Origin of the sequence: Allobosea eneae (genome assembly GCF_042657265.1) — a bacterium.
GTDB lineage: Bacteria > Pseudomonadota > Alphaproteobacteria > Rhizobiales > Beijerinckiaceae > Allobosea > Allobosea eneae.
The window spans coordinates 1-21,275 of sequence record NZ_JBHSLW010000056.1 but is presented as its reverse complement, the minus strand read 5'-3'; the positions used below and the strand labels follow the sequence as shown (position 1 = coordinate 21,275).

General features: G+C 67.9%; 30 protein-coding genes and 1 tRNA gene. 22 read left to right on the top strand and 9 right to left on the bottom strand.

Annotation, left to right across the window (positions count from 1 at the left end):
* Positions 1 to 28: 28 nt before the first annotated feature.
* The 4 genes from ACFPOB_RS26085 to ACFPOB_RS26070 all read right to left on the bottom strand — a co-directional run bounded on the left by ACFPOB_RS26085 (position 29) and on the right by ACFPOB_RS26070 (position 2,851).
* Positions 29 to 1,252, bottom strand: a complete 1,224-nt coding sequence (locus ACFPOB_RS26085) for an MT-A70 family methyltransferase (RefSeq protein ID WP_377801219.1) — start codon at positions 1,250 to 1,252, stop codon at positions 29 to 31.
* Entirely contained in the window at positions 1,245 to 1,880 is a 636-nt protein-coding gene (locus ACFPOB_RS26080) for a hypothetical protein (protein WP_377801218.1), read from the bottom strand. The genes ACFPOB_RS26085 and ACFPOB_RS26080 overlap by 8 nt, the downstream gene beginning before the upstream one ends.
* Positions 1,881 to 2,097: 217 nt before the next feature.
* On the bottom strand, positions 2,098 to 2,568 hold the full coding sequence (locus tag ACFPOB_RS26075; protein ID WP_377801217.1) for a hypothetical protein: 471 nt from the start codon (positions 2,566 to 2,568) through the stop codon (positions 2,098 to 2,100).
* Positions 2,569 to 2,626: 58 nt separating this feature from the next.
* Complete coding sequence (locus ACFPOB_RS26070) at positions 2,627 to 2,851, bottom strand: hypothetical protein (protein WP_377801216.1); 225 nt, start codon at positions 2,849 to 2,851, stop codon at positions 2,627 to 2,629.
* 46 nt (positions 2,852 to 2,897) lie between these two features.
* Here ACFPOB_RS26070 and ACFPOB_RS26065 point away from each other — a divergent pair, with 46 nt between their 5' ends.
* Positions 2,898 to 3,665: a LexA family protein gene (locus ACFPOB_RS26065; RefSeq protein ID WP_377801215.1), complete on the top strand. Its 768-nt coding sequence runs from the start codon at positions 2,898 to 2,900 to the stop codon at positions 3,663 to 3,665.
* Here the strand turns inward: ACFPOB_RS26065 and ACFPOB_RS26060 are convergent.
* Positions 3,658 to 3,876, bottom strand: coding sequence for a hypothetical protein (locus ACFPOB_RS26060; protein ID WP_377801214.1), 219 nt, complete (start codon positions 3,874 to 3,876; stop codon positions 3,658 to 3,660). The two genes, ACFPOB_RS26065 and ACFPOB_RS26060, sit on opposite strands and share 8 nt — an antisense overlap.
* A 183-nt stretch (positions 3,877 to 4,059) precedes the next feature.
* Between ACFPOB_RS26060 and ACFPOB_RS26055 the strand changes: the two genes are divergently transcribed.
* Genes ACFPOB_RS26055 through ACFPOB_RS25995 form a run of 13 tightly spaced genes read left to right on the top strand, consistent with a single transcriptional unit; the run spans position 4,060 to position 10,563 of the window.
* On the top strand, positions 4,060 to 4,254 hold the full coding sequence (locus tag ACFPOB_RS26055; RefSeq protein ID WP_377801213.1) for a hypothetical protein: 195 nt from the start codon (positions 4,060 to 4,062) through the stop codon (positions 4,252 to 4,254).
* Positions 4,254 to 4,844: a hypothetical protein gene (locus ACFPOB_RS26050; protein ID WP_377801212.1), complete on the top strand. Its 591-nt coding sequence runs from the start codon at positions 4,254 to 4,256 to the stop codon at positions 4,842 to 4,844. The genes ACFPOB_RS26055 and ACFPOB_RS26050 overlap by 1 nt, the downstream gene beginning before the upstream one ends.
* Positions 4,845 to 4,847: 3 nt before the next feature.
* Positions 4,848 to 5,114 (top strand): DUF2312 domain-containing protein, encoded by a 267-nt coding sequence (locus ACFPOB_RS26045; RefSeq protein ID WP_377801211.1) that lies wholly within the window; start codon positions 4,848 to 4,850, stop codon positions 5,112 to 5,114.
* Entirely contained in the window at positions 5,111 to 5,509 is a 399-nt protein-coding gene (locus ACFPOB_RS26040; RefSeq protein ID WP_377801210.1) for a hypothetical protein, read from the top strand. Before ACFPOB_RS26045 ends, ACFPOB_RS26040 begins: the two co-directional genes overlap by 4 nt.
* Positions 5,506 to 5,874, top strand: coding sequence for a hypothetical protein (locus ACFPOB_RS26035; protein WP_377801209.1), 369 nt, complete (start codon positions 5,506 to 5,508; stop codon positions 5,872 to 5,874). The genes ACFPOB_RS26040 and ACFPOB_RS26035 overlap by 4 nt, the downstream gene beginning before the upstream one ends.
* Positions 5,871 to 6,443, top strand: a complete 573-nt coding sequence (locus tag ACFPOB_RS26030; protein WP_377801208.1) for a hypothetical protein — start codon at positions 5,871 to 5,873, stop codon at positions 6,441 to 6,443. The genes ACFPOB_RS26035 and ACFPOB_RS26030 overlap by 4 nt, the downstream gene beginning before the upstream one ends.
* Positions 6,440 to 6,688, top strand: coding sequence for a hypothetical protein (locus ACFPOB_RS26025; protein ID WP_377801207.1), 249 nt, complete (start codon positions 6,440 to 6,442; stop codon positions 6,686 to 6,688). Before ACFPOB_RS26030 ends, ACFPOB_RS26025 begins: the two co-directional genes overlap by 4 nt.
* Positions 6,685 to 6,864, top strand: coding sequence for an apolipoprotein O family protein (locus ACFPOB_RS26020; protein WP_377801206.1), 180 nt, complete (start codon positions 6,685 to 6,687; stop codon positions 6,862 to 6,864). The genes ACFPOB_RS26025 and ACFPOB_RS26020 overlap by 4 nt, the downstream gene beginning before the upstream one ends.
* Positions 6,857 to 7,969, top strand: a complete 1,113-nt coding sequence (locus ACFPOB_RS26015) for a phage Gp37/Gp68 family protein (protein ID WP_377801205.1) — start codon at positions 6,857 to 6,859, stop codon at positions 7,967 to 7,969. Before ACFPOB_RS26020 ends, ACFPOB_RS26015 begins: the two co-directional genes overlap by 8 nt.
* Entirely contained in the window at positions 7,966 to 8,436 is a 471-nt protein-coding gene (locus tag ACFPOB_RS26010; protein WP_377801204.1) for a hypothetical protein, read from the top strand. The genes ACFPOB_RS26015 and ACFPOB_RS26010 overlap by 4 nt, the downstream gene beginning before the upstream one ends.
* Before the next feature lie 3 nt (positions 8,437 to 8,439).
* On the top strand, positions 8,440 to 8,823 hold the full coding sequence (locus ACFPOB_RS26005; RefSeq protein ID WP_377801203.1) for a DUF4031 domain-containing protein: 384 nt from the start codon (positions 8,440 to 8,442) through the stop codon (positions 8,821 to 8,823).
* The gene (locus ACFPOB_RS26000; RefSeq protein WP_377801202.1) at positions 8,823 to 8,996 is read left to right on the top strand and encodes a hypothetical protein; all 174 of its coding nucleotides are present in this window, start codon (positions 8,823 to 8,825) and stop codon (positions 8,994 to 8,996) included. Before ACFPOB_RS26005 ends, ACFPOB_RS26000 begins: the two co-directional genes overlap by 1 nt.
* Positions 8,917 to 10,563: a recombinase family protein gene (locus ACFPOB_RS25995; RefSeq protein ID WP_377801259.1), complete on the top strand. Its 1,647-nt coding sequence runs from the start codon at positions 8,917 to 8,919 to the stop codon at positions 10,561 to 10,563. The genes ACFPOB_RS26000 and ACFPOB_RS25995 overlap by 80 nt, the downstream gene beginning before the upstream one ends.
* Here the strand turns inward: ACFPOB_RS25995 and ACFPOB_RS25990 are convergent.
* From ACFPOB_RS25990 to mnmA, 3 genes are all read right to left on the bottom strand, one after another.
* Positions 10,520 to 10,596, bottom strand: a tRNA-Met gene (locus ACFPOB_RS25990). The two genes, ACFPOB_RS25995 and ACFPOB_RS25990, sit on opposite strands and share 44 nt — an antisense overlap.
* Positions 10,597 to 10,686: 90 nt before the next feature.
* A complete protein-coding gene (locus ACFPOB_RS25985; protein WP_377801201.1) occupies positions 10,687 to 11,316 on the bottom strand; it encodes a class I SAM-dependent methyltransferase in 630 nt (209 codons plus the stop codon).
* Positions 11,313 to 12,497, bottom strand: a complete 1,185-nt coding sequence (gene mnmA / locus ACFPOB_RS25980; protein ID WP_377801200.1) for a tRNA 2-thiouridine(34) synthase MnmA — start codon at positions 12,495 to 12,497, stop codon at positions 11,313 to 11,315. The genes ACFPOB_RS25985 and mnmA overlap by 4 nt, the downstream gene beginning before the upstream one ends.
* Positions 12,498 to 12,746: 249 nt before the next feature.
* Between mnmA and ACFPOB_RS25975 the strand changes: the two genes are divergently transcribed.
* From ACFPOB_RS25975 to flbD, 8 genes are all read left to right on the top strand, one after another.
* Positions 12,747 to 14,354 carry a flagellar hook-length control protein FliK gene (locus tag ACFPOB_RS25975; RefSeq protein ID WP_377801199.1) on the top strand — a complete coding sequence of 536 codons (1,608 nt, stop codon included), beginning with the start codon at positions 12,747 to 12,749 and terminating at the stop codon, positions 14,352 to 14,354.
* Between the two features lie 14 nt (positions 14,355 to 14,368).
* On the top strand, positions 14,369 to 15,043 hold the full coding sequence (locus ACFPOB_RS25970) for a flagellar hook assembly protein FlgD (protein ID WP_377801198.1): 675 nt from the start codon (positions 14,369 to 14,371) through the stop codon (positions 15,041 to 15,043).
* Positions 15,044 to 15,265: 222 nt separating this feature from the next.
* The gene (gene sciP / locus ACFPOB_RS25965) at positions 15,266 to 15,541 is read left to right on the top strand and encodes a CtrA inhibitor SciP (RefSeq protein WP_057191455.1); all 276 of its coding nucleotides are present in this window, start codon (positions 15,266 to 15,268) and stop codon (positions 15,539 to 15,541) included.
* Positions 15,542 to 15,740: 199 nt separating this feature from the next.
* A complete protein-coding gene (gene fliF, locus ACFPOB_RS25960) occupies positions 15,741 to 17,423 on the top strand; it encodes a flagellar basal-body MS-ring/collar protein FliF (RefSeq protein ID WP_377801197.1) in 1,683 nt (560 codons plus the stop codon).
* 98 nt (positions 17,424 to 17,521) lie between these two features.
* Positions 17,522 to 18,511, top strand: a complete 990-nt coding sequence (gene fliG, locus ACFPOB_RS25955; protein ID WP_377801258.1) for a flagellar motor switch protein FliG — start codon at positions 17,522 to 17,524, stop codon at positions 18,509 to 18,511.
* A complete protein-coding gene (locus tag ACFPOB_RS25950) occupies positions 18,511 to 19,116 on the top strand; it encodes a FliH/SctL family protein (protein WP_377801196.1) in 606 nt (201 codons plus the stop codon). The genes fliG and ACFPOB_RS25950 overlap by 1 nt, the downstream gene beginning before the upstream one ends.
* Before the next feature lie 84 nt (positions 19,117 to 19,200).
* A complete protein-coding gene (gene fliN, locus ACFPOB_RS25945) occupies positions 19,201 to 19,554 on the top strand; it encodes a flagellar motor switch protein FliN (RefSeq protein WP_092156582.1) in 354 nt (117 codons plus the stop codon).
* 44 nt (positions 19,555 to 19,598) lie between these two features.
* Positions 19,599 to 20,963 (top strand): sigma-54-dependent transcriptional regulator FlbD, encoded by a 1,365-nt coding sequence (gene flbD / locus ACFPOB_RS25940; RefSeq protein ID WP_377801195.1) that lies wholly within the window; start codon positions 19,599 to 19,601, stop codon positions 20,961 to 20,963.
* Between the two features lie 64 nt (positions 20,964 to 21,027).
* Here the strand turns inward: flbD and ACFPOB_RS25935 are convergent, their stop codons facing one another.
* The gene (locus ACFPOB_RS25935; RefSeq protein WP_377801194.1) at positions 21,028 to 21,174 is read right to left on the bottom strand and encodes a hypothetical protein; all 147 of its coding nucleotides are present in this window, start codon (positions 21,172 to 21,174) and stop codon (positions 21,028 to 21,030) included.
* Between the last annotated feature and the right edge of the window lie 101 nt (positions 21,175 to 21,275).

Sequence of the window (21,275 nt, the reverse complement as noted above, 5' to 3'; positions counted from 1 at the left end):
GTTCGGGTTGAATTGTCGGGCTGGCTCATCACGCCACCGCCCCTTCCGGCGCTTCCGCGCCCCAGCTCTCCCAGCCCTCGCGCGGGGCGCGGGCGTTCAGCTCGATTTTCGGCAACGTCGGGAAATAGGCTTCGATCAGCTCATAGGCGCGGGCCGGCTTCTCGCTGTGCTCTCCGACATCGGCGATGAAGAAGCTCGGGAATTGCGCGCCCGGCGCCGGCGCCGGCGGGCTGCCCTTGGTGCCGAGCAGCAGGATCTCGTGCTCCCCGGTGAACCAGTAGCCCGGCCCGCGCGCCCTGCCCTTGCGGCGCTTGGCCCAGATGCAATGCGTCTTGTAGGCAAATCCCCAGGCCGCCATCACCTCCAGCGCCTGGCGCAGCATCGGCGCCGTCGCCCAGAGGAACAGCGTGCAGTCCGGCGCTGCGATCAGGTGGACAGGGCGTGAGGCGATCACGTCGGTCGCGCTGGTCGGATAGTGGTTCTCCGGCGCGCGATCCATGCCGGTGATGCGCGACCACGGCTCGAAGCGCCATTCCGGATCGCCGAGGATGACAGGGAAGATGCGCCCGGCGGCGGCCATCGCCGGCAGCGCGGCATTGGCGGCGGCGATCTTCTCGCCGAGCTCGCGCTCGCGCGTCTCGCGGCGCTCGGCCTTGCCGGCCTGCCGCTTCGCCTTCACATCGGCGAGCACATCGTAGAAGGCCTGCACCGGCAGCGAGCGGATGGTCGCGACGTCGGCGGCGCGCTTGCCCATCGCGGCCGTCTCCATGGTGGAAACGGTGCCGTGCTTGGTCGTGAACCGGCGCTCACTGGCAACGTTGCCAGTGAGATCACGGAGCTTGGCGACGAAGGTATGCGAGACGCGGGCGCGTTCAGCGATCTCGCGGTCGCTCCATTTGCCCCATTCCTCGTCGCCGAGCAGCAGCAGCACGGCCCGGCGCTTGTCGTCGCTCGTGCGGCGCAGGCCATGGGTGGCGTTGGCGCCGGCCGCCAGCAGCACGGCGTCGCGCCGCGTCCCGGCGATCACCTCGGCTTCGATCTCGTCGATGCCCGCAGCCTCGAAGCCGGCGGTGCGGTGGAAGCCGTCCCAGAGCCAGTAATCGGTGCCGTCGTAGACGAGGCCGATCGCCGGGAAGCGGACGCCCTCGCGCGCCGCCTCGGCATAGGTTTCGACCGTCGCCGGGTCGAGCGCGGCGCGCGGCTGCGTGCCGCCGTCGCGGCGGATCAGGGCGATGCGGATCAGCTCAGCCATGACGCTTCGCCTCCGCCTGGGCACGACGCGCGGCGCCACCAAGCTGCGCGCCGTGATTGTGGAAGGGCATCTGCGAGGCGAAGCGCCCGCCGGTCAGCGCATCGAATTCGGTCAGGAACCAGAACTCCGCCTCGTCCGGCGTCCAGAACCGCAGCGTCACGCCGAGCGGCTGCTCGTCCTGCACGCCCCAGGGCGCCGGCGGGCTCGCCATGTTCTGTTCCAGCTCGTCGCGCAGGATACGGTAGTCGGCGGCGTGGACCGCCTCGGGAATATCGGGCGCAAGACCGAAGCGCCGGCAGATTGCATCCATCACCACGCGCTCGGCCGCAACATAGGCGGGCACATAGCGCTTCACCGGGCGCGGCAGGTCGACGAGATAGGCCTCGGAGGCATCATGCAGCAGCGCCCAGAGCCGGTGCTCCGGCGCCACCGCCCGCGCCAGCAGCACGCTGTGCTCGGCCACCGAATAGAAGCGCCTGCAATGGCCGGCATAGCGGCACTGATTGGCGAGCGCATGGGCGATGTCGTGGATGAACACTTCGTCGGGCCGCGGGTCGAGCGGCCAGAACTGGCGCCCGGTAAACGTCTGCATCCAGTCGCCCTTGCGAGGGTCGTTCACCACAGCCATTGCAGGGACTCCACGTCTTCGCGGGGAAGGAAAGGCCGCCGGCCCGTCAGGGAGGGGGCGCGGGCCGGCGGCAGGTGTCCGGCCGCCGCCGCGGCAGCCGGAGGGGGGACGGCAAGGGGCGCAAGCCGGCAGGAGCCGGAGCAGCTGATGCAGGCCGGGCGCGTGCCGTCCTGCGTGATGATACGGAAGCCGCGGCCGCGGCAGGATGGGCAGGCGGTCATGCTCCGCCTCCGGCCTCGACGGCGGCGTTGACGCGCTCGAAGCGCTCGATCGCGCGGCGCAGATCCGCAAGGTCCCGCCCGACGGTGCGGGCGTCGGTGCGCGAATAGCGCCCGTCCCGCTGCGCCTCCGCGAAGGCGCGGCAGAGATCGCCGACCTCCTGCATCACCGCGGCATGGGCGCTGAGCGCGCAGGTATCGGGGTCGACCGGCGCCGGGCCGGCGCGTTCCAGCCGGTAGCCGAGCAGCTTCGCTTCGGCCCGGGTCAGCAGCGGTTCGCCGCATTCGGTTTCCAGCGCCAGCTTGCCGATGATCGTCAGCATCGAACCGTCGTCGCGCGTCGCGATGCGGCTCATATGCTGCTGCGTCACGCCGACGATCTCGCCGGCGCGCGCTTGGCCGCCGCAGCGGGCGATCAGATCGGTGGTCGCGCCTTTCAGGCTGAAGAAGTCCGTATCGAACTTACGCATCGGGGCCTCTGGTGTGCGGCGCAGCGCGATACACGTCGCGCCGGCGGGCGACGTCGGGTTAGGAGTGCGGGACAGGCAGGAAGTCGTCGGCCGAGAGCGGAATGCCGTTCTCGCGGGCGTGTTCGAGGAGCTTGACGTGGTAGTCCTGGGGCACGCGTCCGTTGGTGCCGCCGACTTGGCGAGGCCGCTTCCAGTTGCTCACCCGCGTGCGATGCACGCCGACGATCGACGCGACACGCGTCACGCCGCCTAGGCGATCGATGATGCTGGCTGCTGGCTCCATGGCGCCGAACGTAGCGCGAATCGCTACAATTGCAAGAGGCGCCGTATTGAAAAGCGATCAGGCCGAATGCGGCGTGAATCGCTACGTTCCAGCCATGCTTTCAGATTGGTTGTCTAAGCTGTTGCGGGAAACCGGCGTTTCCCAGGCGGAGCTGGCCCGGCAGCTCACGGCCTCGCTCGGCCGGTCGATCGATCGCGCCGCTGTGAATAAGATGGCCAGCGGGCAGCGCAAGATCGCCGCCGACGAGATGCTCGCCATAACCCGCCTGCTGAAGAAGCCGGACGAATCGGACAAGATTCAAGAGCCGGAGCGCCTCCCGCTCGAGATCAGACCTTCCACGTCGCCGCTCGTGCCCGTCCGAAAGGCCGGGCGCGTCGAGGCGGGAGCGTTCAGGGCACAGGAGGATCTGGGCGACTGGGACGAGGCGGAAACGACCTTGGATATCCGCGACAGCAAGTTTCCCAATGCCCGACATCTCAGCTTCGATGTCGAGGGCGACAGCATGAACGCCCTGAAGCCACGCCCCATTCTTGGCGGGGACACGGTATCGTGCGTGGCGTACGAGGATGTCGATACGCAGGCCCCTCTGCGCGACGGAATGGTCGTTGTGGTCGAGCGAACCCGCTTTGGCGGTCAGGAGCGCGAGTGGTCGATCAAGCAGCTCGAGCTGTATGCCGATCGCGTCGAGTTTCATCCGCGCTCGACCAACCCAAAGCACAAGCCGATCGTCGTCAAACGCGATCCCGGCGCCGACGACGGCACCAAGGTCGAGATCATCGCCCTGGTCCGTCGGGTCACCAACGAACTCACGTGACCGCGGTGATGCCGACGAGGAGGCCGATCGCTCCCTCGCAGCGATGACAGAGGAAGCGTTGCCGTTGCAGGAAGGCGCTCTCGCCCAGCTCTTCGGCATCGCGCGGCGCGCCCTCGACGTCCGGCACGTCAAGGAAGGCCGATACGTTAACCTGGCAATTGAAGCAGTGAAAATGCAGCTCGAACCGAGCGACGCAAGCCTGATCTTCCATGACGCAACACTCCGTTAAGGATGCGTCAACGTGACTCAGGGATGAGAACGCAACAAGAACAAAATCACGCGGCGAATCGCCATCCTGACAATGGGAGTCAGCAGCTTTTCAATGTAGCGCGCTTGACAACGTAGCGAACATCGCTACGGATTAGTGCCCATCGCAACCCGATGGAGCACGTCCGTGTCCCGCACTCAGACTTACCGCCGCCCGCCCGCCGTCCCCGTGCCGGAGGCGATGGCCGACTACATCATCGACCGCATGGCCGCCGTCGGCTCGGTCGATCGCGACACGCTGAAGCTGAAGTTCAGCGACGCGCAGATCGACAAGCATTTCGACGCCGCCACCAACATCGCTCGCGAGAAGGGCGTCCACTGATGGGCGCCGTGGTCGCTCTGGCGCCCCGGGCGCCGGCCGCGCCGGAGCGGCCGCAGATCACCCTGCCGATGCGCGTCGCGCTCGGCCTGCTGCATGCCGGCCCGCTCTATTTGACCGGCAGCCGGGCCGATCACGGTTCCGTCGGGCGCTGGCGCAGCCGGGCGCGGCCGGACGCGGTCGTGCTCGACCAGACGGTCGAGGCGCTGGAGCGGCGCGGCTATGCCGCCGCCCGTGATTATGCAGCCGGCGAGGTCCGCCGCTGGTGCGCCCAGCTGACGCCGGACGGCGAAGCCGCCTATCGCGCCATCGGCGGGCTTTATGCCGGCGCGCCGCGCCTCCCGCCCGATGTCGAGATGACGCTGGAGCGCCTCGACGACGCGCTCGCGCATGTCGGCAGCGAGCTGGAAAGCCTCGCCAGGGAGGCGGCGGCCATCGGCCCGCGCATCCAGGCGGCGCGCGACGAGATCAGCCACGCCATTCGCGACAATGAGCGCGTCACGTGCCGCATCGCCGAGCTGACGCGCCTTGCCGGCAGCCTCAGCGGCCATCGCGACGCCATGCGCGCTCTGCTGATCGAGTGGAGGCGCTGAGCCGTGGCCTATCCGCAAAACGACGACCACGACGACCCCGTCCAGGGCGATCAGCTCAAATCCATCGTCCAGCGCATTGAGCGGCTGGAGGAGGAGAAGAAGACGATCGCCGACGACATCAAGGAGGTCTACGCCGAGGCGAAGGCCAACGGCTACGACACCAAGATCCTGCGCAAGGTCGTCGCCTTGCGCCGGCGCGATCTCGACGAGCGCAGGGAGGAAGAGGCGATCCTCGATCTCTACCTGCAGGCCGTGGGAGAGAGCGCATGACGAGCCTCACCCCTCATCAGGACGCGGCCCGTCAGTTGATCGAGCAAGCCGAGGCCGCCCTCGCGGACGAGATGCGCCAGCCCGGCGAGCGCGCCATGCGGCACCGAGTCAATCATGCCATGTCAAAGGCCTTCCTGTTGGCGCGGGCCGCCGAGATCGACGCAGGCTTCACGCCGGACGAGCTGGAGATCGCCAGCGTCGTCACGCTCGCCAACATCGGCTCGACCATCGTCAGCACCGATGCCGAGCTGGACACCCGCTCGCGCGAGGCACTGCAGCTCGGCCTCATCCTGCTCGGAGACGTAGCGACCCAGCTGCAGAAGCGGCTCGGCCCGGCGAGCAACGCGCCACGCCTGAGCCAGCGTGTTTCCGCACCTGCGGGAGGCTCGGCATGACCTACGAATGCGTCTGCGATTTCGACATGCCGGAGTTCCAAAACACCTATCGGCGCAAGGCCAGAAAGGCGCATCGCTGCGAGGAATGCAGCGCGCCGATTATGGCCGGCGAGACCTATCGCTATGACGTCGGCAAGTGGGAAGGCGAGATCCTTCACTTTCGCACCTGCCAGCCCTGCGATGATCTGGCGAAATGGGCGCGCATCAGCATGCCCTGCTTCTGCTACGTATTCGGCGCCCTGCATGAATCCGCCCGCGAGATGGTGCGCGAGGTCCGGAAGGACGTTCCCGGCTTCGTCATGGAATGGGGCCGCCGCATGGTGGCGATCCGCCGGGCAAACCGCGCCAAGGCGGTGCTGCAATGACCACCTCCTTCACCCCCGGCCTGCCGCCCCAAGCCGCCGAGGGCGCCTATATCGGCCAGGATCGTCGCGGCGGTTATTGGCTGCTGCGCTGGAATCGCCTCGGCCATTGGGAGGCGCTTGGCTGGGAGCCGACCTTGGGCGAGCCCATGCCGACGCTGAGTGCATTTGCCGGCGAGCAGCAGGGCCTGATCGTCGGGCACATCGAAATCACCAGGTCCGGCGCCCCCGCCGGTTCCGAGGGCGCGGCCGTGTTGAAAGGTGGCACGCGGCCGGCTGATCGGCACTCCGAAGGAGTCCGCGCCCTCGGAGAGATCAGGCTCAGCGAGCGCGAACGCAAGGCGCTGGCCGCGCTGTGCGAGGTCGAGGGCGACTTCGCCTTTATGAGCTTCGCCAGTATCGCCCGCCGCTCCGGCCTGCACGCCGGCGATGTCCGGCGCTCAGTCCGAGCCCTCGCGCGCAAGGGCATGGCGCAATTCGGCAAGGGCCTGTGGTGCGATGACGGGCGGCCGGCCGGCTCGGGCTACTGCGCCACGGAATCAGGCCGCCTCAGGATCGGAGCGAGCAAATGATGATCGGCCGCATCGAGGGCGCGACGCGCGTGCTTGGCCAGAGCCAGGGCTATCTCGGCCTGCCGCTGCGCGACGTCGTGATCAACTCCGCTGTCGGCGGGCCGGAAACGTCAGCCATGGAAACGGCGTGGCTGCCGACGCCGGACGAGATCGCCCGCATCGTCTGCGGCGCTCCCATCATCCTGCGCCTGCTCGGCACCCAGCACCCGCCGGTGATGGTCGAGGTCGGCGAGGTGCCGAAGTGATCGCATGGCTCGATTCCCAGCTGCCGCCGCTCGATCCGGCGCTCGGCTTCATCCTGCTGCTCGCCGCGCTCGCCGGCTTCTGCCTCGCCCGGCTCCTCGACCGCCCCGCGCGCGGCACGGTCCCCGATCCTCATGCCCACGAATACGGCGACGTCACGGAGCGCCCCCATGGCTGACACATCGATCGAGTGGACGCAGCGGACATGGAACCCGATCGTCGGCTGCAGCATCGTCTCGCCCGGCTGCACCAACTGCTACGCGATGGCGATCGCCGAGCGCTTCAAGCATGCCTATGTCGGCCGCCCCTTCGTCGGTGCGCCGGCCGAGGCGATGACGCGCAAGGTCAACGGCAAGCCGGTCTGGACCGGCCAGCTCACGCTGGCGCCCGAGCGAACGATGCTGGAGCCGCTGCGCCGGCGTAAGCCGACGACCTGGTTCGTCAACAGCATGGGCGACCTCTTCCACGAAGCCGTGCCCGACGAGTGGATCGACAAGGTCTTCGCCGTGATGGCGCTGACGCCGCAGCACACCTACCAGGTGCTGACTAAGCGCAGCGCGCGGATGCGGGCCTATGTCGAAACCGCCCGTCAACGCATCATCATCGGCAACCATGTCGCCGTATCCAGCGGCAGAAATTACTATTCGCGCAAGCTTCTCGGCGCCGACTGGCCTTGGCCCTTGCCGAACGTCTGGCTCGGCGTCAGCGCCGAGGATCAGCGCCGCGCCGACGAGCGCATTCCCGATCTGCTGGCGACGCCGGCGGCGATCCGCTTCGTCAGCGCCGAGCCGCTGCTCGGGCCGATCGACTTCACCGGGATCGCGACACAGGTCAGTTCGGGAAAGCACGTCAACACTGGAATGCTCAACGCGCTTTCCGGCGCGGCGGCGTGGCATCCGACAGGGGTAGATGATCAGGGCCGCGCCTTCATTCAGCGGCGCGACTTCGCCAAGCTCGACTGGATCATCGTCGGCGGCGAGAGCGGGCGCGAGGCCCGGCCGATGCATCCCGACTGGGCCCGCTCGATCCGCGACCAGTGCGCCGCCGCCGGCACCGCCTTCTTCTTCAAGCAGTGGGGGGAGTGGGCGCCGTCAACACCTGAGCAGGCGCACGCAAATCCCCGTTCGGGCTGGCGCTGCCTCGCCGGGCACCCGCACGTCGCGAAGGCCCATGAACTCTATCCGGAGAACGGCGCGGCCTTCATCGAGCACATCGGCAAGAAGCGCGCCGGCCGCCTGGTCGACGGCGTCCAGCACGACGCTATGCCGGAGCGTCCGCGATGAGCAGGATCCGCAAGGCCTGGCGCGTCACGGTTGACGGTTGCGAGAGCAGCCCCGTCGTTTTCGCGCCTACAGCAGCCAGAGCCAGGGCCGAGGTCATCGCGGACGTGCGCGACGCATGGGGGTGCTCCTTCAAGAAGGCGCTGGCCTATATCCGTGCGTGCCACCGCGCGCCGGAGCGCGACGTCGAACTGCCGGAGCGGCACCCGCTGGCTCCGCAATTATCCGACGGCGTGCTGCATTGCGTTGTTCACGCCTATGGCGGCACGGGCCTGAAAGCCGGGTATCGAGACCACTTCTATGCCGATGCCGACGACTGGCAGATGCAGGCCGCGCTCTATCACTGCCTGTTCCGGGTCTATCGCCGCGACAAGGGCCGACATGGCCAGCCCGACATGATCATGTACGAGCTGACCGATCTCGGCCGGAACGTCGCCCGCGGCGAAGCGCAGACCTATCCGGGGTTTTGAGCCGTGGCCGTCTATGTCGACGATGTCCGCCACCAGTTCGGCCGCATGGTCATGTGCCATCTCTGGGCCGACACGCTCGACGACCTGCTCGCCATGGTCGATCGCATCGGCGTCGACCGGAAATGGGTTCAGGGCCATCCGACGCTGAGCCACGGCAAGCACCGCAACGCATCATGGGTGCATTTCGACATCTCGCTCGGCATGAAGGCCAAAGCGCTCGCCGCCGGCGCGGTGCTGACCGACAGGTTCGGCCCGGCCGAGCATATCGCACGGCTCGACATCGCGAGCGGCGACGCGGTCCTGGTCGAGCTCGCCGCGCGTAAGCTGCGCCAGATCGAGCACAGCCGCGAGCAGCGCCGGATCGCGGCAGCTGAGGGCATCGACTGATGCCACGCGCCGCCGCCAAACGGCCGCAAACGCTCGACCCGGCCATCGCCCGGCTGGTGGAGGCGCTTGCGCGCGAGGCGGCCCGCCGCGATCATGCCGCCGCGATCGGCACGGGAATCCATCATGACGCGCGCCGCCCTCTACGCCCGCTTCTCGACCGACCTTCAGAATGAGCGCTCGGTCGACGACCAGCTAGCGCTCTGCCGTGCCCACGCGCAGCGACAGGGCTGGCGCATCGTCGGCGAGTTCGCCGACCGCGCCGCGTCGGGTGCAACCATTCATGGCCGGCCCGACTATCAGCGCCTGACCGGCCTCGCGCTCGCCGGCGAAGTCGACCTGATCCTCGCCGAGGATCTCGACCGCCTGTCGCGCAACCTCGCCGACATCGCCCGCGCGCATGAGACCTTGAGCTTCGCCGGCGTGAAGCTGGTCACGCTCGCCGATGGCGAGGTCAGCGAGATGCATGTCGGCATCAAGGGCACGATGTCGGCACTGTTTCTGAAGGGGCTTGCGCAGAAGACGCGGCGCGGCCTCGCCGGTCGCGTGCGCGAAGGCATGAGCGCCGGCGGGCGCGCCTATGGCTATCGGCCGGTGCCGGGCAAGCCGGGCGAGCTCGTCATCGTTCCGGCCGAGGCAGAAATCATCCGGCGCATCTTCGCTGAGTATGGCGCCGGCGCCAGCCCGCGCGAGATCGCTGGCCGGCTCAACGACGAAAGCGTGCCGCCGCCGCGCGGGCGCTTCTGGGCGGCGATCACCATCAACGGCAACCGCAAGCGCGGTCATGGCATACTGCTCAATCCGCTCTACGCCGGGCGCTTGGTCTGGAACCGCGTGCGGATGGTGAAGGACCCGGCGACGGGCCGGCGCATCTCGCGTGTCAACGAAGCCAGCGAGCACCAGCAAAAGGATGTGCCGCATCTAGCGATCGTCGCGCCGGAGATCTTCGACCAGGTCGCGGCGCGGCGTGCCGGCCGCGCCTTCGACAGCCCGCGCGAGCGCGCCCGGCCGAAGCATCTGCTCTCGGGCCTGCTGCGCTGCGGCGCCTGCGGCGGCGGCATCTCGGTCAAAGATCGCGATCACGGCCGCGTCAGGATCCGCTGCACCACCGCGGCGGAATCGGGCAGTTGCGGCAACCGGCGCAGCTACTACCTCGACCAGGTCGAGCAGGCTGTCGTGGGAGGCCTGCGCGAGCGCATGGCGGATCGCGAAGCCATCGCCCTCTATATCCGCGTCTACAATGAGGAGCGCCAGCGCCTGGCCGCCGAGACGGTCGCGAATCGCGCGCAGATCGAGCGCGACCTCGCTGCGGCCGAACGCGAGCATGAGCGGGTCTATCGCGCCTATGTGAAGGGGCTGATCGAGGAGGAGGCGCTCGAGCGCGAGCTGCCGCCGCTGAAGGCGGAGCGCGACCGGCTGCGCGCCGAGCTCGCGGCGGCGGAGGAACCGCCCAAGGTGGTCGCGCTGCACCCCGCGACGGTGGCGCGCTATCTTGCTGCGATCGAGCGCCTCGAGGCGACGATCGCGGACGGCGAGGCGCAAGGGGGCGAGGCCAAGGCGGCGCTGCGCGAGCTGATCAGAACGGTGACGATCCATCCGGCGCCCGCCGGCGAGCAGCCGGCGATCGACGTGCTTGGCGAGCTGACGAGCCTGATCGGAGGAGACCACTCCCTGAGCGCAAAAGCGTCGGGGGGTCGAATGGTAGCGGGAGAGGGACTCGAACCCCCGACACGCGGATTATGATTCCGCTGCTCTAACCAGCTGAGCTACCCCGCCCCGATAGCGACGCACCGTGAATGGCGGTCAATCGCGACGGCGCGGATATAGGGGGCGGCAGGCGTCGGCGTCAAGCCTTGATGGTGCCGATCAGCCCAGCTTCCTCAGCCTGACCACCTTGAAATAGCCCTGGCCGACATGGATGGTCTCGTAGCGGCCGGTGCCGGCGGCCCAGTCGGTCAGGCGCGAGACCTTGAAATCGCTGCTCCAGCCGATCGCCCTGGCCAGCGGCGCAACCGCTTTCCAGAACGGCGCGGCAAAGCCGCCATCGTCGACGAGGCGGCTGGAGATGACGATCTCGCCGCCCGGGCGCAGCACCCGGTCCATCTCGGCGAGCGCCTGCTCGGGATCGGGCACGAGGGTGATGACGAACTGGGCGGTGACGGCGTCGAAGGAGCGGTCGGCGAAGCCGAGCCGGCAGGCGTCCATCACCATCAGTCCGCGGACATGGGTCAGGCCCTGGCTCAGCACCTTGCCTCGGGCGACGCGCAGCATGTCGAGCGAGAGGTCAGCGCCGACGACCTGCTTGTCGCGCTCGAAATAGGGCAGGGTCAGGCCGGTGCCGACGCCGATCTCGAGGATGTCGCGGCCGCTGGCGCAGGCCGCCGCCACCGCCTCGCGCTGGGCGCGGGCGAGCAGGCCCTGATAGATCCGGTCGTAGAATTTCGCCCAGACCGCATAGACGCGCCTTTGCGCGTCGAGACCGTTCGTCGTCGTCATGTGGTGGCGTAGGCGGGCTCGGGCTGCGGCGCCGGGCGCGGCGCCCGGTTGGCCATGATGACGCCGCCGCCGAGCACCCGGGCTCCGCTGCCGGCATGGTCGTAGATCACGCAGGCCTGGCCGGGCGAGACGCCCTCCTCACCCTGCGCCAGGAGGACATGCACGCCCTTGTCGTCGGCGAGCAGGCGGGCCTCGCGCGGGGCGCGGGTCGAGCGGACGCGAACGGCGACCTCGATGCCCTCGGGGGGCAGATCGGCGAGGGCGCTGTCGCCGATCCAGTTGAGATCGCGCAGGTCGACGCGGGCAACGCTCAGCGCCTCGCGCGGGCCGACGATGACGCGAGCATTCTGCGCATCGAGCGCGACGACATAGAGCGGCTCGGCGCCGCTGATGCCGAGGCCCTTGCGCTGGCCGACAGTGTAACGCAGCACGCCTTCATGCTCGCCGAGGACGCGGCCGTCGAGATGGACGATGGCGCCGGGGCGGGCGGCGCCCGGCTTCAGACGCTCGATCACCTCGGCATAGCGGCCGCTCGGCACGAAGCAGATGTCTTGGCTGTCGGGCTTGTCGGCGATGGCGAGGCCGAATTCGGCGGCAAGCCCCCGGGTCTGGGCCTTGTCGAGGCCGCCGAGCGGGAAGCGCAGCAGGTCGAGCTGCTCCTGCGTCGTCGCATAGAGGAAATAGCTCTGGTCGCGGCTCTCATCGGCGGCGCGGAAGAGGCCGCGATGACCGGTGCCGAGATCGCGGCTCGCGACGTAGTGACCGGTGGCGAGCGCATCGGCCCCGAGCTCGCGGGCGAGGCCGAGCAGGTCGCGGAACTTCACGGTGCGGTTGCACTCGACGCAAGGGATCGGCGTCTCGCCGGCGAGATAGCTCTCGGCGAAGCGCTCGATCACCGCGTCGCGGAAGCGGCTCTCATAGTCGAGCACGTAGTGCGGGATGCCGATCGCCTCGGCGACGCGGCGGGCGTCGTGGATGTCCTGGCCGGCGCAGCAAGCTCCGGCGCGGTGCACGGCGGCGCCATGGTCGTAGAGCTGCAGCGTGACGCCGACGACGTCGTAGCCCTGGCGCTTCAGCAGCGCCGCCACGACCGAGGAATCGACGCCGCCCGACATGGCCGCGACGACGCGCGTCGCCGATGGCGGCTTGGCGATGTCGAGCGAGTTGAGGGAGGCGGTCATCAGGGTTCCGGTCGGGTTCGGGCTGGAGAGCCCGAGGATTTGGGCGTTCTATAGCGGTTTTGACAGGTGCGGGCCAGCGCAAGGCCGGCAATTCCTGCCGGGTCGGCTCGCCTATGAAGCGATTCCTGCCGGGCCTGACACGATGACGATTCACTCAACCTTTTGAATTAAAAGCTCTTTCCGGTTGGCCTGCCGCTTGCTGGCATGGCTGCGGCCACTTCGTCACGGTTCTGTTCCGGAGAGTACCCCATGTCCGCCGCGCCGGTCTCGCGTTCGTCCGCGCTGCCCGAGATCCCGCTTCCCAACCGCCGCGCGCCGGAGCGGAGCGAGCCGGAGCAGGCTTTTTCCCTACCGGAGGAGCCGGTTGAGCAGCCGCGTGCGCGCCGCGACGATGATCGCGCTGCGCGCGGGAGCGCGGAGACGGGCGGGCCTTCGAAACCGGAAGACGGTGCCCGCAAGACCGCGGCCGACGGCAATTCTCCAGCCCGCGCCAGCGAGCCCGGCAAGGCGAGCAGGACGGCAGACGCGAAAGAGCAGCCAGGGAAGCCAGAGGACGGTGCCGGCGCAGAACTGGCGACGCCGAAGGCTACTCCCGTCGAGACCGGGCAGGCGAAGGCCGCCGCGAGCAGCAAGCCTGCGGAAGGCAGGATCGGCCACGAGAACAAGCCTGCACCCGCGGCTCCGCTCGAAGGCGCGCCCATGATCGACAAGGGCGGGCCCGACGAGCAGTTGGTGGCGGGAGCTGTGACACAGCCCATGCCCGTGCCTGTGCCCAATGTCGCTGCGGAGTTCCTGGTGCTGGCGGCGCTGACGCTTCAGGGCGCAGAGCCGGCCAAGCCGGAGGGCGCCGCCACGCCCGAGGGTAAGCCTGAGGGGCAGACGGTTGCGGCGAGCGTTGTCGCGGTTGCCCCCGCACAAGCCGTGCCGGGCGGTCTCGCAGTGCCGATGCCGGCCGCGCCAGTGAAGGCCGATGGTCAGGCCAGCACGGGTGGTGAGGTCGCCGTGGCCGGAGGCAAAGCCGGACTAACGCCGCAACTCGTCGCGGCGGAGATCAAGACCAAGGCCGGCCTGGCGTCCGGAGAGGCGCCGCCAAGCGACGCCAAGACGGCCGATGGTCAGACCATGTCGCAAGACGCGGGCGAAGCCGGGAAGGTTGCTGCGATCGCCTTGGCTGGCGAGGTCAAGGTCAGTGAGGCGACGACCCCAAGCCAGCCCGCGCCGGCGGGCGCCCCGGACGCTGCGTCGGCTGCTAACGGCCAGCCGACCAGCGCTCCGTTGAGCCCGCAGGCCATTCTTGCCGCCGGACCACAGAGCCTGATCGAGCCGCAGGTGCCCTTGACCGAGCTCGACGCGGCCGCCCAGGCGACCGCCCATGCACAGGCGGAGGCCGCCCACAAGATCCTGTCGGGCGACACCGGCCGGGCGACGCCGCTGCATGTCGTGCCGGTCGAGATCGGCGCCCAGGCTCTCGCCGGCAACAAGCGCTTCGACATCAGGCTGGATCCGGCCGAGCTCGGCCGGATCGATGTTCGCCTGGAAATCTCCGACAAGGGCGAGGTCAGCGCCAAGTTGACGGTGGATCGGGTCGAGACGCTGCATATGCTCCAGCGCGATGCGCGCACGCTCGAGCGTGCCTTCGAGCAGGCCGGGCTGAAGCCGTCCGAGGGCGGCATCGAGATGAGCCTGCGCGACCAATCCGACCAGTCGGGTGCGCGCCAGCAGCAGCGGCATGAAAACGAGTCGCAGCACGGTCGCCGTGCCTGGGTCCAGGTTTCCGACGACAGCGCGCTTGTCACCGAGGTGGCGAGCCTGTCCCGCAACGCCAGCCGCCTCGGCGGCGTCGATCTCAGCATCTGAAGGAGGGACGGGATATGGCCGTTTCCAATACTGGCACCTGGAGCCCCCAGCAGATCGCCGCCGCTCAGAACAACACCGCGACCGGCGGCACCTCGATCGCCAATAATTTCGATCAGTTCCTGACCCTGTTGACGACGCAGCTCCGCAACCAGAACCCGCTCGACCCGCTCGACACCAACCAGTTCACTCAACAGCTCGTGCAGTTCGCCGGCGTCGAGCAGCAGCTCAAGCAGAACGAGACGCTGACCGCGCTGCTCGCCGTCAGCAAGGCGACGACGGGCGCGAGCGCGATCGGCTTCGTCGGACAGACGGTGACCGCCGACGGCGCGGCGACGCAGCTCAAGGACGGCAACGCCGAATGGAAGCTCAACGCTTCCAAGGGCGGCACCGGCACGATCACGATCAAGGATGCGAAGGGGAACGTGGTCTATAGCGGCACCAAGACGCTGACCGCCGGCGACCAGACCTATAGCTGGGACGGCAAGACCGCGACCGGCGCCAACGCGCCCGACGGCGAGTACACCATTACGGTCGATGGCACCGACGTCTCCGGCGCGGCGATCACGGTCAAGACCGAGATCACTGGTAAGGTCGACGGCATCGACTTCTCGAGCGCCGTGCCGACCCTGCTGATCGGCGCGATCAGGGTCTCGCTGGACAAGGTCAAATCGGTGAAGAGCACCGCCTGACCCATGTTCCGCAAAAGTGGAGGCCACTTTTGCGATCAGAACATGGGCCAATCTATCAAGTCCGCGAATTCTGGCCGTTCGACCGGATAGGGTCGAACGGAAAGCGCGGACGGGGCGCGCCATCAGCCATGCCGAAAGCCTGTCTGATTGCTTTAGGCAAAATTTAAGCCCGCTGGGGCTAGGCTCTTCGGCAGTAGGTCTGTTGAGTTGTGTGAGAGTACCATGACCGAGCCGCTGCGACCGCGCGTCAAATACGTCATCGGGCCCGATGGCAGCCCGTTGACGATCGCCGATCTGCCGCCAATGAACACGCGTCGCTGGGTGATCCGGCGCAAGGCCGAGGTCGTCGCCGCCGTGCGCGGTGGCCTGCTCAGTCTGGAGGAGGCCTGCCAGCGCTACACGCTGACGGTCGACGAGTTCCTGAGCTGGCAGTCCTCGATCGACCAGCATGGCCTTGCCGGCCTGCGCACCACCCGCATCCAGCATTATCGCCAGTAAGGCATTACGGCATTTGCGAAAATTCGGGGCGTCGGTCGAGCGGCCGGCGCTTTTTCGCATTTTGGCTATGCGCCGTTCGGCCCGATATGTCCCGTTTCCTGACCGTCGTTAACCGGGCGCTAACCATGCACCGGGAAAAACTTGCCTAGTGGTGTGTCTGCGCGTTGGTCTGGCAGGCACCGGGCGACGGAAGAATGGCGTGAACGGGCTACTCGATCAGTTCCGGAGATTCGGCGCAGCGCGGCTGGCGGCGATGCTGGCGGTGACGCTGGCGCTGATCGGCTTCTTCGCCTTTGTCATGCTACGCATGTCGCAGCCGACGATGGGCGTGCTCTTCGCCGATCTGTCGAGCCAGGACATCAGCGCCATTACCAAGGACCTCGACACGCGCGGGATCAAGTACGAATTGCGTGGTGACGGTCAGACCATCCTGGCGCCCCGGGCCGACGTGCCGAAGCTCCGGCTCGAACTTGCCGGAAAGGGCATCCCGTCCGGCGGCGGCGTCGGCTACGAGATCTTCGACAAGGGCGACGCCTTCTCCTCGACCAGCTTCGTCCAGAACATCAACCATCTGCGCGCGCTCGAAGGCGAGCTGTCGCGCACCATCCGCTCGATCGGCCGCGTCCAGGCGGCACGCGTCCATCTGGTCATTCCTGAGCGGCGCCTGTTCGAGCGCGACCGCGAGCCGCCGCGCGCCTCGATCGCGCTCAAGCTCGCCGGCGATCTCGACAACGCCCAGGTCCGGGCGATCCGCCATCTCGTCTCCTCTGCGGTCGATGGCCTGAAGCCCGATAGGGTCTCGATCGTCGACGAGCGCGGCCGGCTGCTTGCCGACGGCGCCCAGGGCGAGCAAGGCATGATCGGCGTGGCGCTGGACGAACGCCAGGGCGCGATCGAGCGGCGGATCAAGGCGCAGGTCGACGACATCGTCGCCAGCATTGTCGGCCCGGGCCGCGCGCGCGTGCAGGTGTCGGCCGTGCTCGATTCGAACCGGATCGAGAGCCGCTCGGAGACCTTCGATCCCGAGAGCAAGGTCATCCGCTCGAGCCAGAACCGCACGGAAGCCTCCGCCAGTAATGAGCAGCGCGAAGGCGTCACCGTCGGCAATGAATTGCCGGGAGCGCAGCAGAACCAGGGCCAGCAACAGGGCCAGCAGCGCGACACCAGCTCGAAGAACGAGGAGGTCGTCAACTACGAGATCTCGCGCACCACCCGAACCGAGGTGCAGGAGGGCGGGCGCGTGCGCAAGCTCTCGGTCGCGGTGCTCGTCGACGGCGTCTATAGCCGGCAGGGTGCCGAGACCACCTATCAGCCGCGCTCGCAAGAGGAATTGGAGCGCATCGGGCAATTGGTGCGGACCGCGATCGGCTTCGACCGTCAGCGCGGAGACCAGGTCGAGGTCGTCAATCTGCGTTTTGCCGAAGCCCCGCAGGCCCCGACGGACCTGACCGAGCAGACGCTGATGCAGCAACTCACCTCCTTCACCAAGGAGGACATCGTCCGCTTCGCCGAGATGGGCGTGATCGCGCTGCTTGTCCTGATCGTGCTGATGGTTGTGGTACGCCCACTGCTCAAACAGGTCCTGGCGCCCGATCGCGAGATCCGCGGCATCCCGAGCTTCATGCGCAATGGCGCGGTCATCGTTGATCAGGGGACCGGCGATCCCTCGACCCTCCCGTCTAGCGCCGGTGGCGCGGGCGCCGGCGGCGAGCCCGGCCAGATCGACGTCGATGCGCCGTCCGAGCGCATGCTCGCGATCGCGCAGATCAAGGGCCAGCTCAAGGCCCAGTCGGTCGAGAAGATCGGCGCCATGGTTGCGCAGAATCCCGCGGATTCCGTCGCTGTGCTACGCGGCTGGATCCACGAGAAAGCACCAGCGTGACGGGAGCCTGAACCATGGCGACACGCTCCATCGCGACCCGCGGCGCCGATTCGGACGACGAGTCCAGCTATTCCGGTGGCCCGACGACGCTCGATGCCATGACCGGGCCGCAGCGCGCCGCCGTCATCTTGCTCATCCTCGGCGAAGAGCATGGACGGGTGATCTGGCAGGAGTTCGACGACGAGGAGATCCGCATCATCACCCGGGCGATGGCTGAGCTCGGCACGGTCGATTCCGACCAGGTTGAGAAGCTGATGCTCGATTTCGTCGGCCGGCTCTCCAGCGCCGGCGCGATCACTGGCTCCTTCGACCGAACGATCTCGTTGCTCGAGAAGATCCTGCCGAGCGATCAGGTCGCGCTGATCATGGAAGAGATCCGTGGTCCGGCTGGTCGCAATATGTGGCAGAAGCTCGGCAATATCGACGCCGTCGTGCTCGCCAACTTCCTCAAGAACGAATACCCGCAGACCATCGCCGTGATCCTATCGCGCATTCGGCCGGATCACTCGGCCAATGTGCTGCGCAACCTGCCGAACGAACTCTCGATCGAGGTGGTCAGCCGGATGCTGCGCATGGAATCGGTGCAGAAGGAGGCGCTTGACCATATCGAGAACACGCTCCGCACCGAGTTCGTCTCGACGCTGACGCAGACGCGCCGGCGCGATCCGCACGAGATGATGGCCGAGATCTTCAATGGCTTCGATCGCCAGACCGAAATGCGCTTCCTCGCCGCGCTCGACGCGACGAACCAGGAATCGGCCGAGCGCATTCGCGCCCTGATGTTCACCTTCGAGGACCTCGGCAAGCTCGATTCCGCCGGCCTGCAGACGCTGATGCGCCAGGTCGACAAGGACATGCTGGCGCGCGCCCTCAAGGGCGCGAACGAAGAGATGCGCGCCTTCTTCCTCGGGGCGATGTCGCAGCGTGCCGCCAAGAACCTGCAAGACGACATGCAGGGCCTCGGCCCCTTGCGTCTCAAGGAGGTCGACGAAGCCCAGATGAAGATGGTGACGCTGGCCAAGGACCTCGCCGAAAAGGGCGAGATCATCATCTCCAAGGGCAATGCCGAAGACGAGCTGGTGTACTGATGGCAGCAGCGAAAAAGTTCATGTTCGCCACCGACTTTAGCGGCAACAGCCGCAACGCAGTCGACGAAGCGGCGCTGGAGGCGGCCAAGGCCGAGGCCTTCCGTAGCGGCCTCGACCAGGCCCGGCGCGAGGCCGAGCAGCAGTTGGGGGCGCTGCTGGCGCAATTGGTGCGCCAGAGTGAGCGGCTGCTCGCCCAGCAGGACGAGCGACTGGCGCAGATCGAGGCGCAGGCCGCACAGCTCGCGGTCGCGACCGCGCGCAGCCTCGCAGGTGCAGCCCTCGCCGACAAGCCGCTGGCGCAATTGCTCGCTGCGGCGCGCGAATGCCTGTCCCATGCCCGGCACGCGCCGCATCTGGCGATCCGGGTGCATGAAAGCCTGGTCGAGACCGTCGAAGGCAAGCTCGCTGGTCTTGCGCGCGAGACCGGCTTCGCGGGCAGGATCGTGGTGCTCGGCGAACCCGACATCGCCCTCGGTGACGGCAAGCTCGAATGGGCCGATGGCGGCATCGCGATCGAAAGCGCGGCGCTTGACGAAGCGGTCGACAAGGCTGTCAGGGCCGTCTTCGGCCAGTCAGATCATCACGCCGAACGGGCGCGGTCATGATGATCTATCACATTGTTATCGCATCGGATTATTCCGGAAAGTGGAGTCCACTCTTCGGTCCGATGCCATAGCGGGGTAAGACAGATGCCAAACGAAAACGACCTCAACCTGCCGCCGCTCAACCCGGCCGATCTCTCCTTCGACCATAATGCCGCGGACTCGGTGGCGCGCTCGGGGCCGGTTCCGGTCAAGACGGCGGAGGATCTCGAACAGGTTTTCGACGTGCCGGTCACGGTCTCCGCCGTACTCGGCTCGTCGCGGATCGCGGTCGGGGATCTCCTGCGCGTCACACCCGGCACGGTGCTGGAGCTCGACCGGCGCGTCGGCGAGGCGATCGACATCTTCGTCAACGAGCGCCTGGTGGCGCGCGGCGAGGTCGTAGTGGTCGAGGAGCGCCTCGGCGTGACCATGACGGAAATCATCAAGACCGACCGGTGACGAGCCGGGCGGAGCGACTGCATTTTTCAAGGAAGGCCTGAGCCATGCGCCTCATCATCGTCGGCAGCCTCAAGGGCCAGCTCATCACGGCCGCCAAGATCGCGGTGTCGCAGGGCGCCGCCGTCACCCATGCCGAGAGCATCGAGCAGGCGCTGGCGGTGCTGCGCGCCAAGGGCGGCGACCTCTTGATGGTCGATGTCGAGCAGCCGATCGCCAAGCTCATCGCGGCGCTCGAGGTCGAGCGCATCCGCACGCCGCTCGTCGCCTGCGGCACCTCGACCGATGCCCGCGCCGCCGTCGCAGCGATCCAGGCGGGCGCCCGCGAATATGTGCCGCTGCCGCCCGATCCGGAGCTGATCGCCGCCGTGCTCGCCGCCGTCGCGGGCGATAAGGCCAGCCTGATCTGGCGCGACCCCGCCATGGAACGCGTCGTCCAGCTCGCCAACCAGATTGCGCGCTCGGATGCGCCCGTCCTGGTCACCGGCGAGAGCGGTACCGGCAAGGAGATGATCGCGCAGCACCTGCATCAGAAGTCGCTGCGCAAGGACAGGCCCTTCGTCGCGGTGAACTGCGCCGCGATCCCCGACAACCTGCTCGAGTCGGAATTGTTCGGCCATGAAAAGGGCGCCTTCACCGGCGCGATAGCGCGGCGGATCGGCAAGTTCGAGGAGGCCAATGGCGGCACGCTGCTGCTCGACGAAATCTCGGAGATGGATGTGCGCCTGCAGGCCAAGCTGCTGCGGGCGCTGCAGGAGCGCATGATCGACCGGGTCGGCGGTACGCAGCCGGTCAAGGTCGACCTGCGTATCATCGCGACCTCGAACCGCAATCTCGGCGATGCGGTGCGCGAGGGCTCCTTCCGCGAGGACCTGTTCTACCGGCTGAACGTCGTACACTTGCGCCTGCCGGCGCTGCGCGAGCGGCCGGGCGACATCCTGGCGCTGGCCGACCATTTCGCCAAGAAATATGCCGAGCTCAACGGCATGCCGCTGCGGCCGATCGCAGCCGAGGCGCGCAAGCTCCTGCTCGGCAACAGCTGGCGCGGCAATGTCCGCGAGCTGGAGAACACCGTGCATCGCGCCGTGCTGCTGGCACAAGGCGTCGAGATCGGCACCGAGGCGATGCTGACGCCGGAGGGCGAGACGCTCGGCCCGGCCAGCGGGCGCGATGTCGCCTCGCGGGCGGCGCAGACGGCGGAGGCGGTGACGCGCGGCCTGGTCGGGCGGACCGTCGCCGATGTCGAGCGCGACCTGATCCTCGATACGCTCGATCATTGCCTGGGCAACCGGACCCATGCCGCCAAGATCCTGGGCATCTCGATCCGGACGCTGCGCAACAAGCTCAGCGAGTATGTCGCCGCCGGCGTGCCCGTCGCCGAGCCGGGGCAGGCACGGACGAACTCGCTCTGACACGCGACGACAAGCGCCGAAAGAGAAGCGGGCCGGAGCAGAGCTCCGGCCCGTCGCAAACCGCTCAGTAGTAGTAGCGGCGACGATAGTAGTAGCGCCGCGGGCGGTAATAGTAGCGCGGGCGGTAATAATAGCGCCGGACATAGCGCGGGCGGCGATAATAATAGTACTGGCTGAAGTCGGCGTCGGTCTTGTCGAGGCCTTCCTTCATCTCCTCAGAGTCCGTCCCGGAACTCATGACGCTCGCGCGATGCGGCGGATAAGAACCATGGCGGCGGCTGCGTAGAGGAAGGCCGTCGCGGAGGCGATGGT

What these genes read in the sequence shown, in the direction of transcription:
- ACFPOB_RS26010 (WP_377801204.1), top strand. Translation starts at nt 7,966, where the DNA reads ATGAGCAGGATCCGCAAGGCCTGGCGCGTCACGGTTGACGGTTGCGAG.
- sciP (WP_057191455.1), top strand. Translation starts at nt 15,266, where the DNA reads ATGACCGAGCCGCTGCGACCGCGCGTCAAATACGTCATCGGGCCCGAT.
- ACFPOB_RS26070 (WP_377801216.1), bottom strand. Translation starts at nt 2,851, where the DNA reads ATGGAGCCAGCAGCCAGCATCATCGATCGCCTAGGCGGCGTGACGCGT.
- mnmA (WP_377801200.1), bottom strand. Translation starts at nt 12,497, where the DNA reads ATGACCGCCTCCCTCAACTCGCTCGACATCGCCAAGCCGCCATCGGCG.
- fliG (WP_377801258.1), top strand. Translation starts at nt 17,522, where the DNA reads ATGACCGGGCCGCAGCGCGCCGCCGTCATCTTGCTCATCCTCGGCGAA.
- fliN (WP_092156582.1), top strand. Translation starts at nt 19,201, where the DNA reads ATGCCAAACGAAAACGACCTCAACCTGCCGCCGCTCAACCCGGCCGAT.
- ACFPOB_RS26050 (WP_377801212.1), top strand. Translation starts at nt 4,254, where the DNA reads ATGGGCGCCGTGGTCGCTCTGGCGCCCCGGGCGCCGGCCGCGCCGGAG.
- ACFPOB_RS26075 (WP_377801217.1), bottom strand. Translation starts at nt 2,568, where the DNA reads ATGCGTAAGTTCGATACGGACTTCTTCAGCCTGAAAGGCGCGACCACC.
- flbD (WP_377801195.1), top strand. Translation starts at nt 19,599, where the DNA reads ATGCGCCTCATCATCGTCGGCAGCCTCAAGGGCCAGCTCATCACGGCC.
- ACFPOB_RS25995 (WP_377801259.1), top strand. Translation starts at nt 8,917, where the DNA reads ATGCCGCCGCGATCGGCACGGGAATCCATCATGACGCGCGCCGCCCTC.
- ACFPOB_RS26040 (WP_377801210.1), top strand. Translation starts at nt 5,111, where the DNA reads ATGACGAGCCTCACCCCTCATCAGGACGCGGCCCGTCAGTTGATCGAG.
- ACFPOB_RS26000 (WP_377801202.1), top strand. Translation starts at nt 8,823, where the DNA reads ATGCCACGCGCCGCCGCCAAACGGCCGCAAACGCTCGACCCGGCCATC.
- ACFPOB_RS25975 (WP_377801199.1), top strand. Translation starts at nt 12,747, where the DNA reads ATGTCCGCCGCGCCGGTCTCGCGTTCGTCCGCGCTGCCCGAGATCCCG.
- ACFPOB_RS25985 (WP_377801201.1), bottom strand. Translation starts at nt 11,316, where the DNA reads ATGACGACGACGAACGGTCTCGACGCGCAAAGGCGCGTCTATGCGGTC.
- ACFPOB_RS26060 (WP_377801214.1), bottom strand. Translation starts at nt 3,876, where the DNA reads ATGGAAGATCAGGCTTGCGTCGCTCGGTTCGAGCTGCATTTTCACTGC.
- ACFPOB_RS25950 (WP_377801196.1), top strand. Translation starts at nt 18,511, where the DNA reads ATGGCAGCAGCGAAAAAGTTCATGTTCGCCACCGACTTTAGCGGCAAC.
- ACFPOB_RS26030 (WP_377801208.1), top strand. Translation starts at nt 5,871, where the DNA reads ATGACCACCTCCTTCACCCCCGGCCTGCCGCCCCAAGCCGCCGAGGGC.
- ACFPOB_RS26015 (WP_377801205.1), top strand. Translation starts at nt 6,857, where the DNA reads ATGGCTGACACATCGATCGAGTGGACGCAGCGGACATGGAACCCGATC.
- ACFPOB_RS26085 (WP_377801219.1), bottom strand. Translation starts at nt 1,252, where the DNA reads ATGGCTGAGCTGATCCGCATCGCCCTGATCCGCCGCGACGGCGGCACG.
- ACFPOB_RS26080 (WP_377801218.1), bottom strand. Translation starts at nt 1,880, where the DNA reads ATGGCTGTGGTGAACGACCCTCGCAAGGGCGACTGGATGCAGACGTTT.
- ACFPOB_RS26025 (WP_377801207.1), top strand. Translation starts at nt 6,440, where the DNA reads ATGATGATCGGCCGCATCGAGGGCGCGACGCGCGTGCTTGGCCAGAGC.
- ACFPOB_RS25970 (WP_377801198.1), top strand. Translation starts at nt 14,369, where the DNA reads ATGGCCGTTTCCAATACTGGCACCTGGAGCCCCCAGCAGATCGCCGCC.
- ACFPOB_RS26035 (WP_377801209.1), top strand. Translation starts at nt 5,506, where the DNA reads ATGACCTACGAATGCGTCTGCGATTTCGACATGCCGGAGTTCCAAAAC.
- ACFPOB_RS25935 (WP_377801194.1), bottom strand. Translation starts at nt 21,174, where the DNA reads ATGAAGGAAGGCCTCGACAAGACCGACGCCGACTTCAGCCAGTACTAT.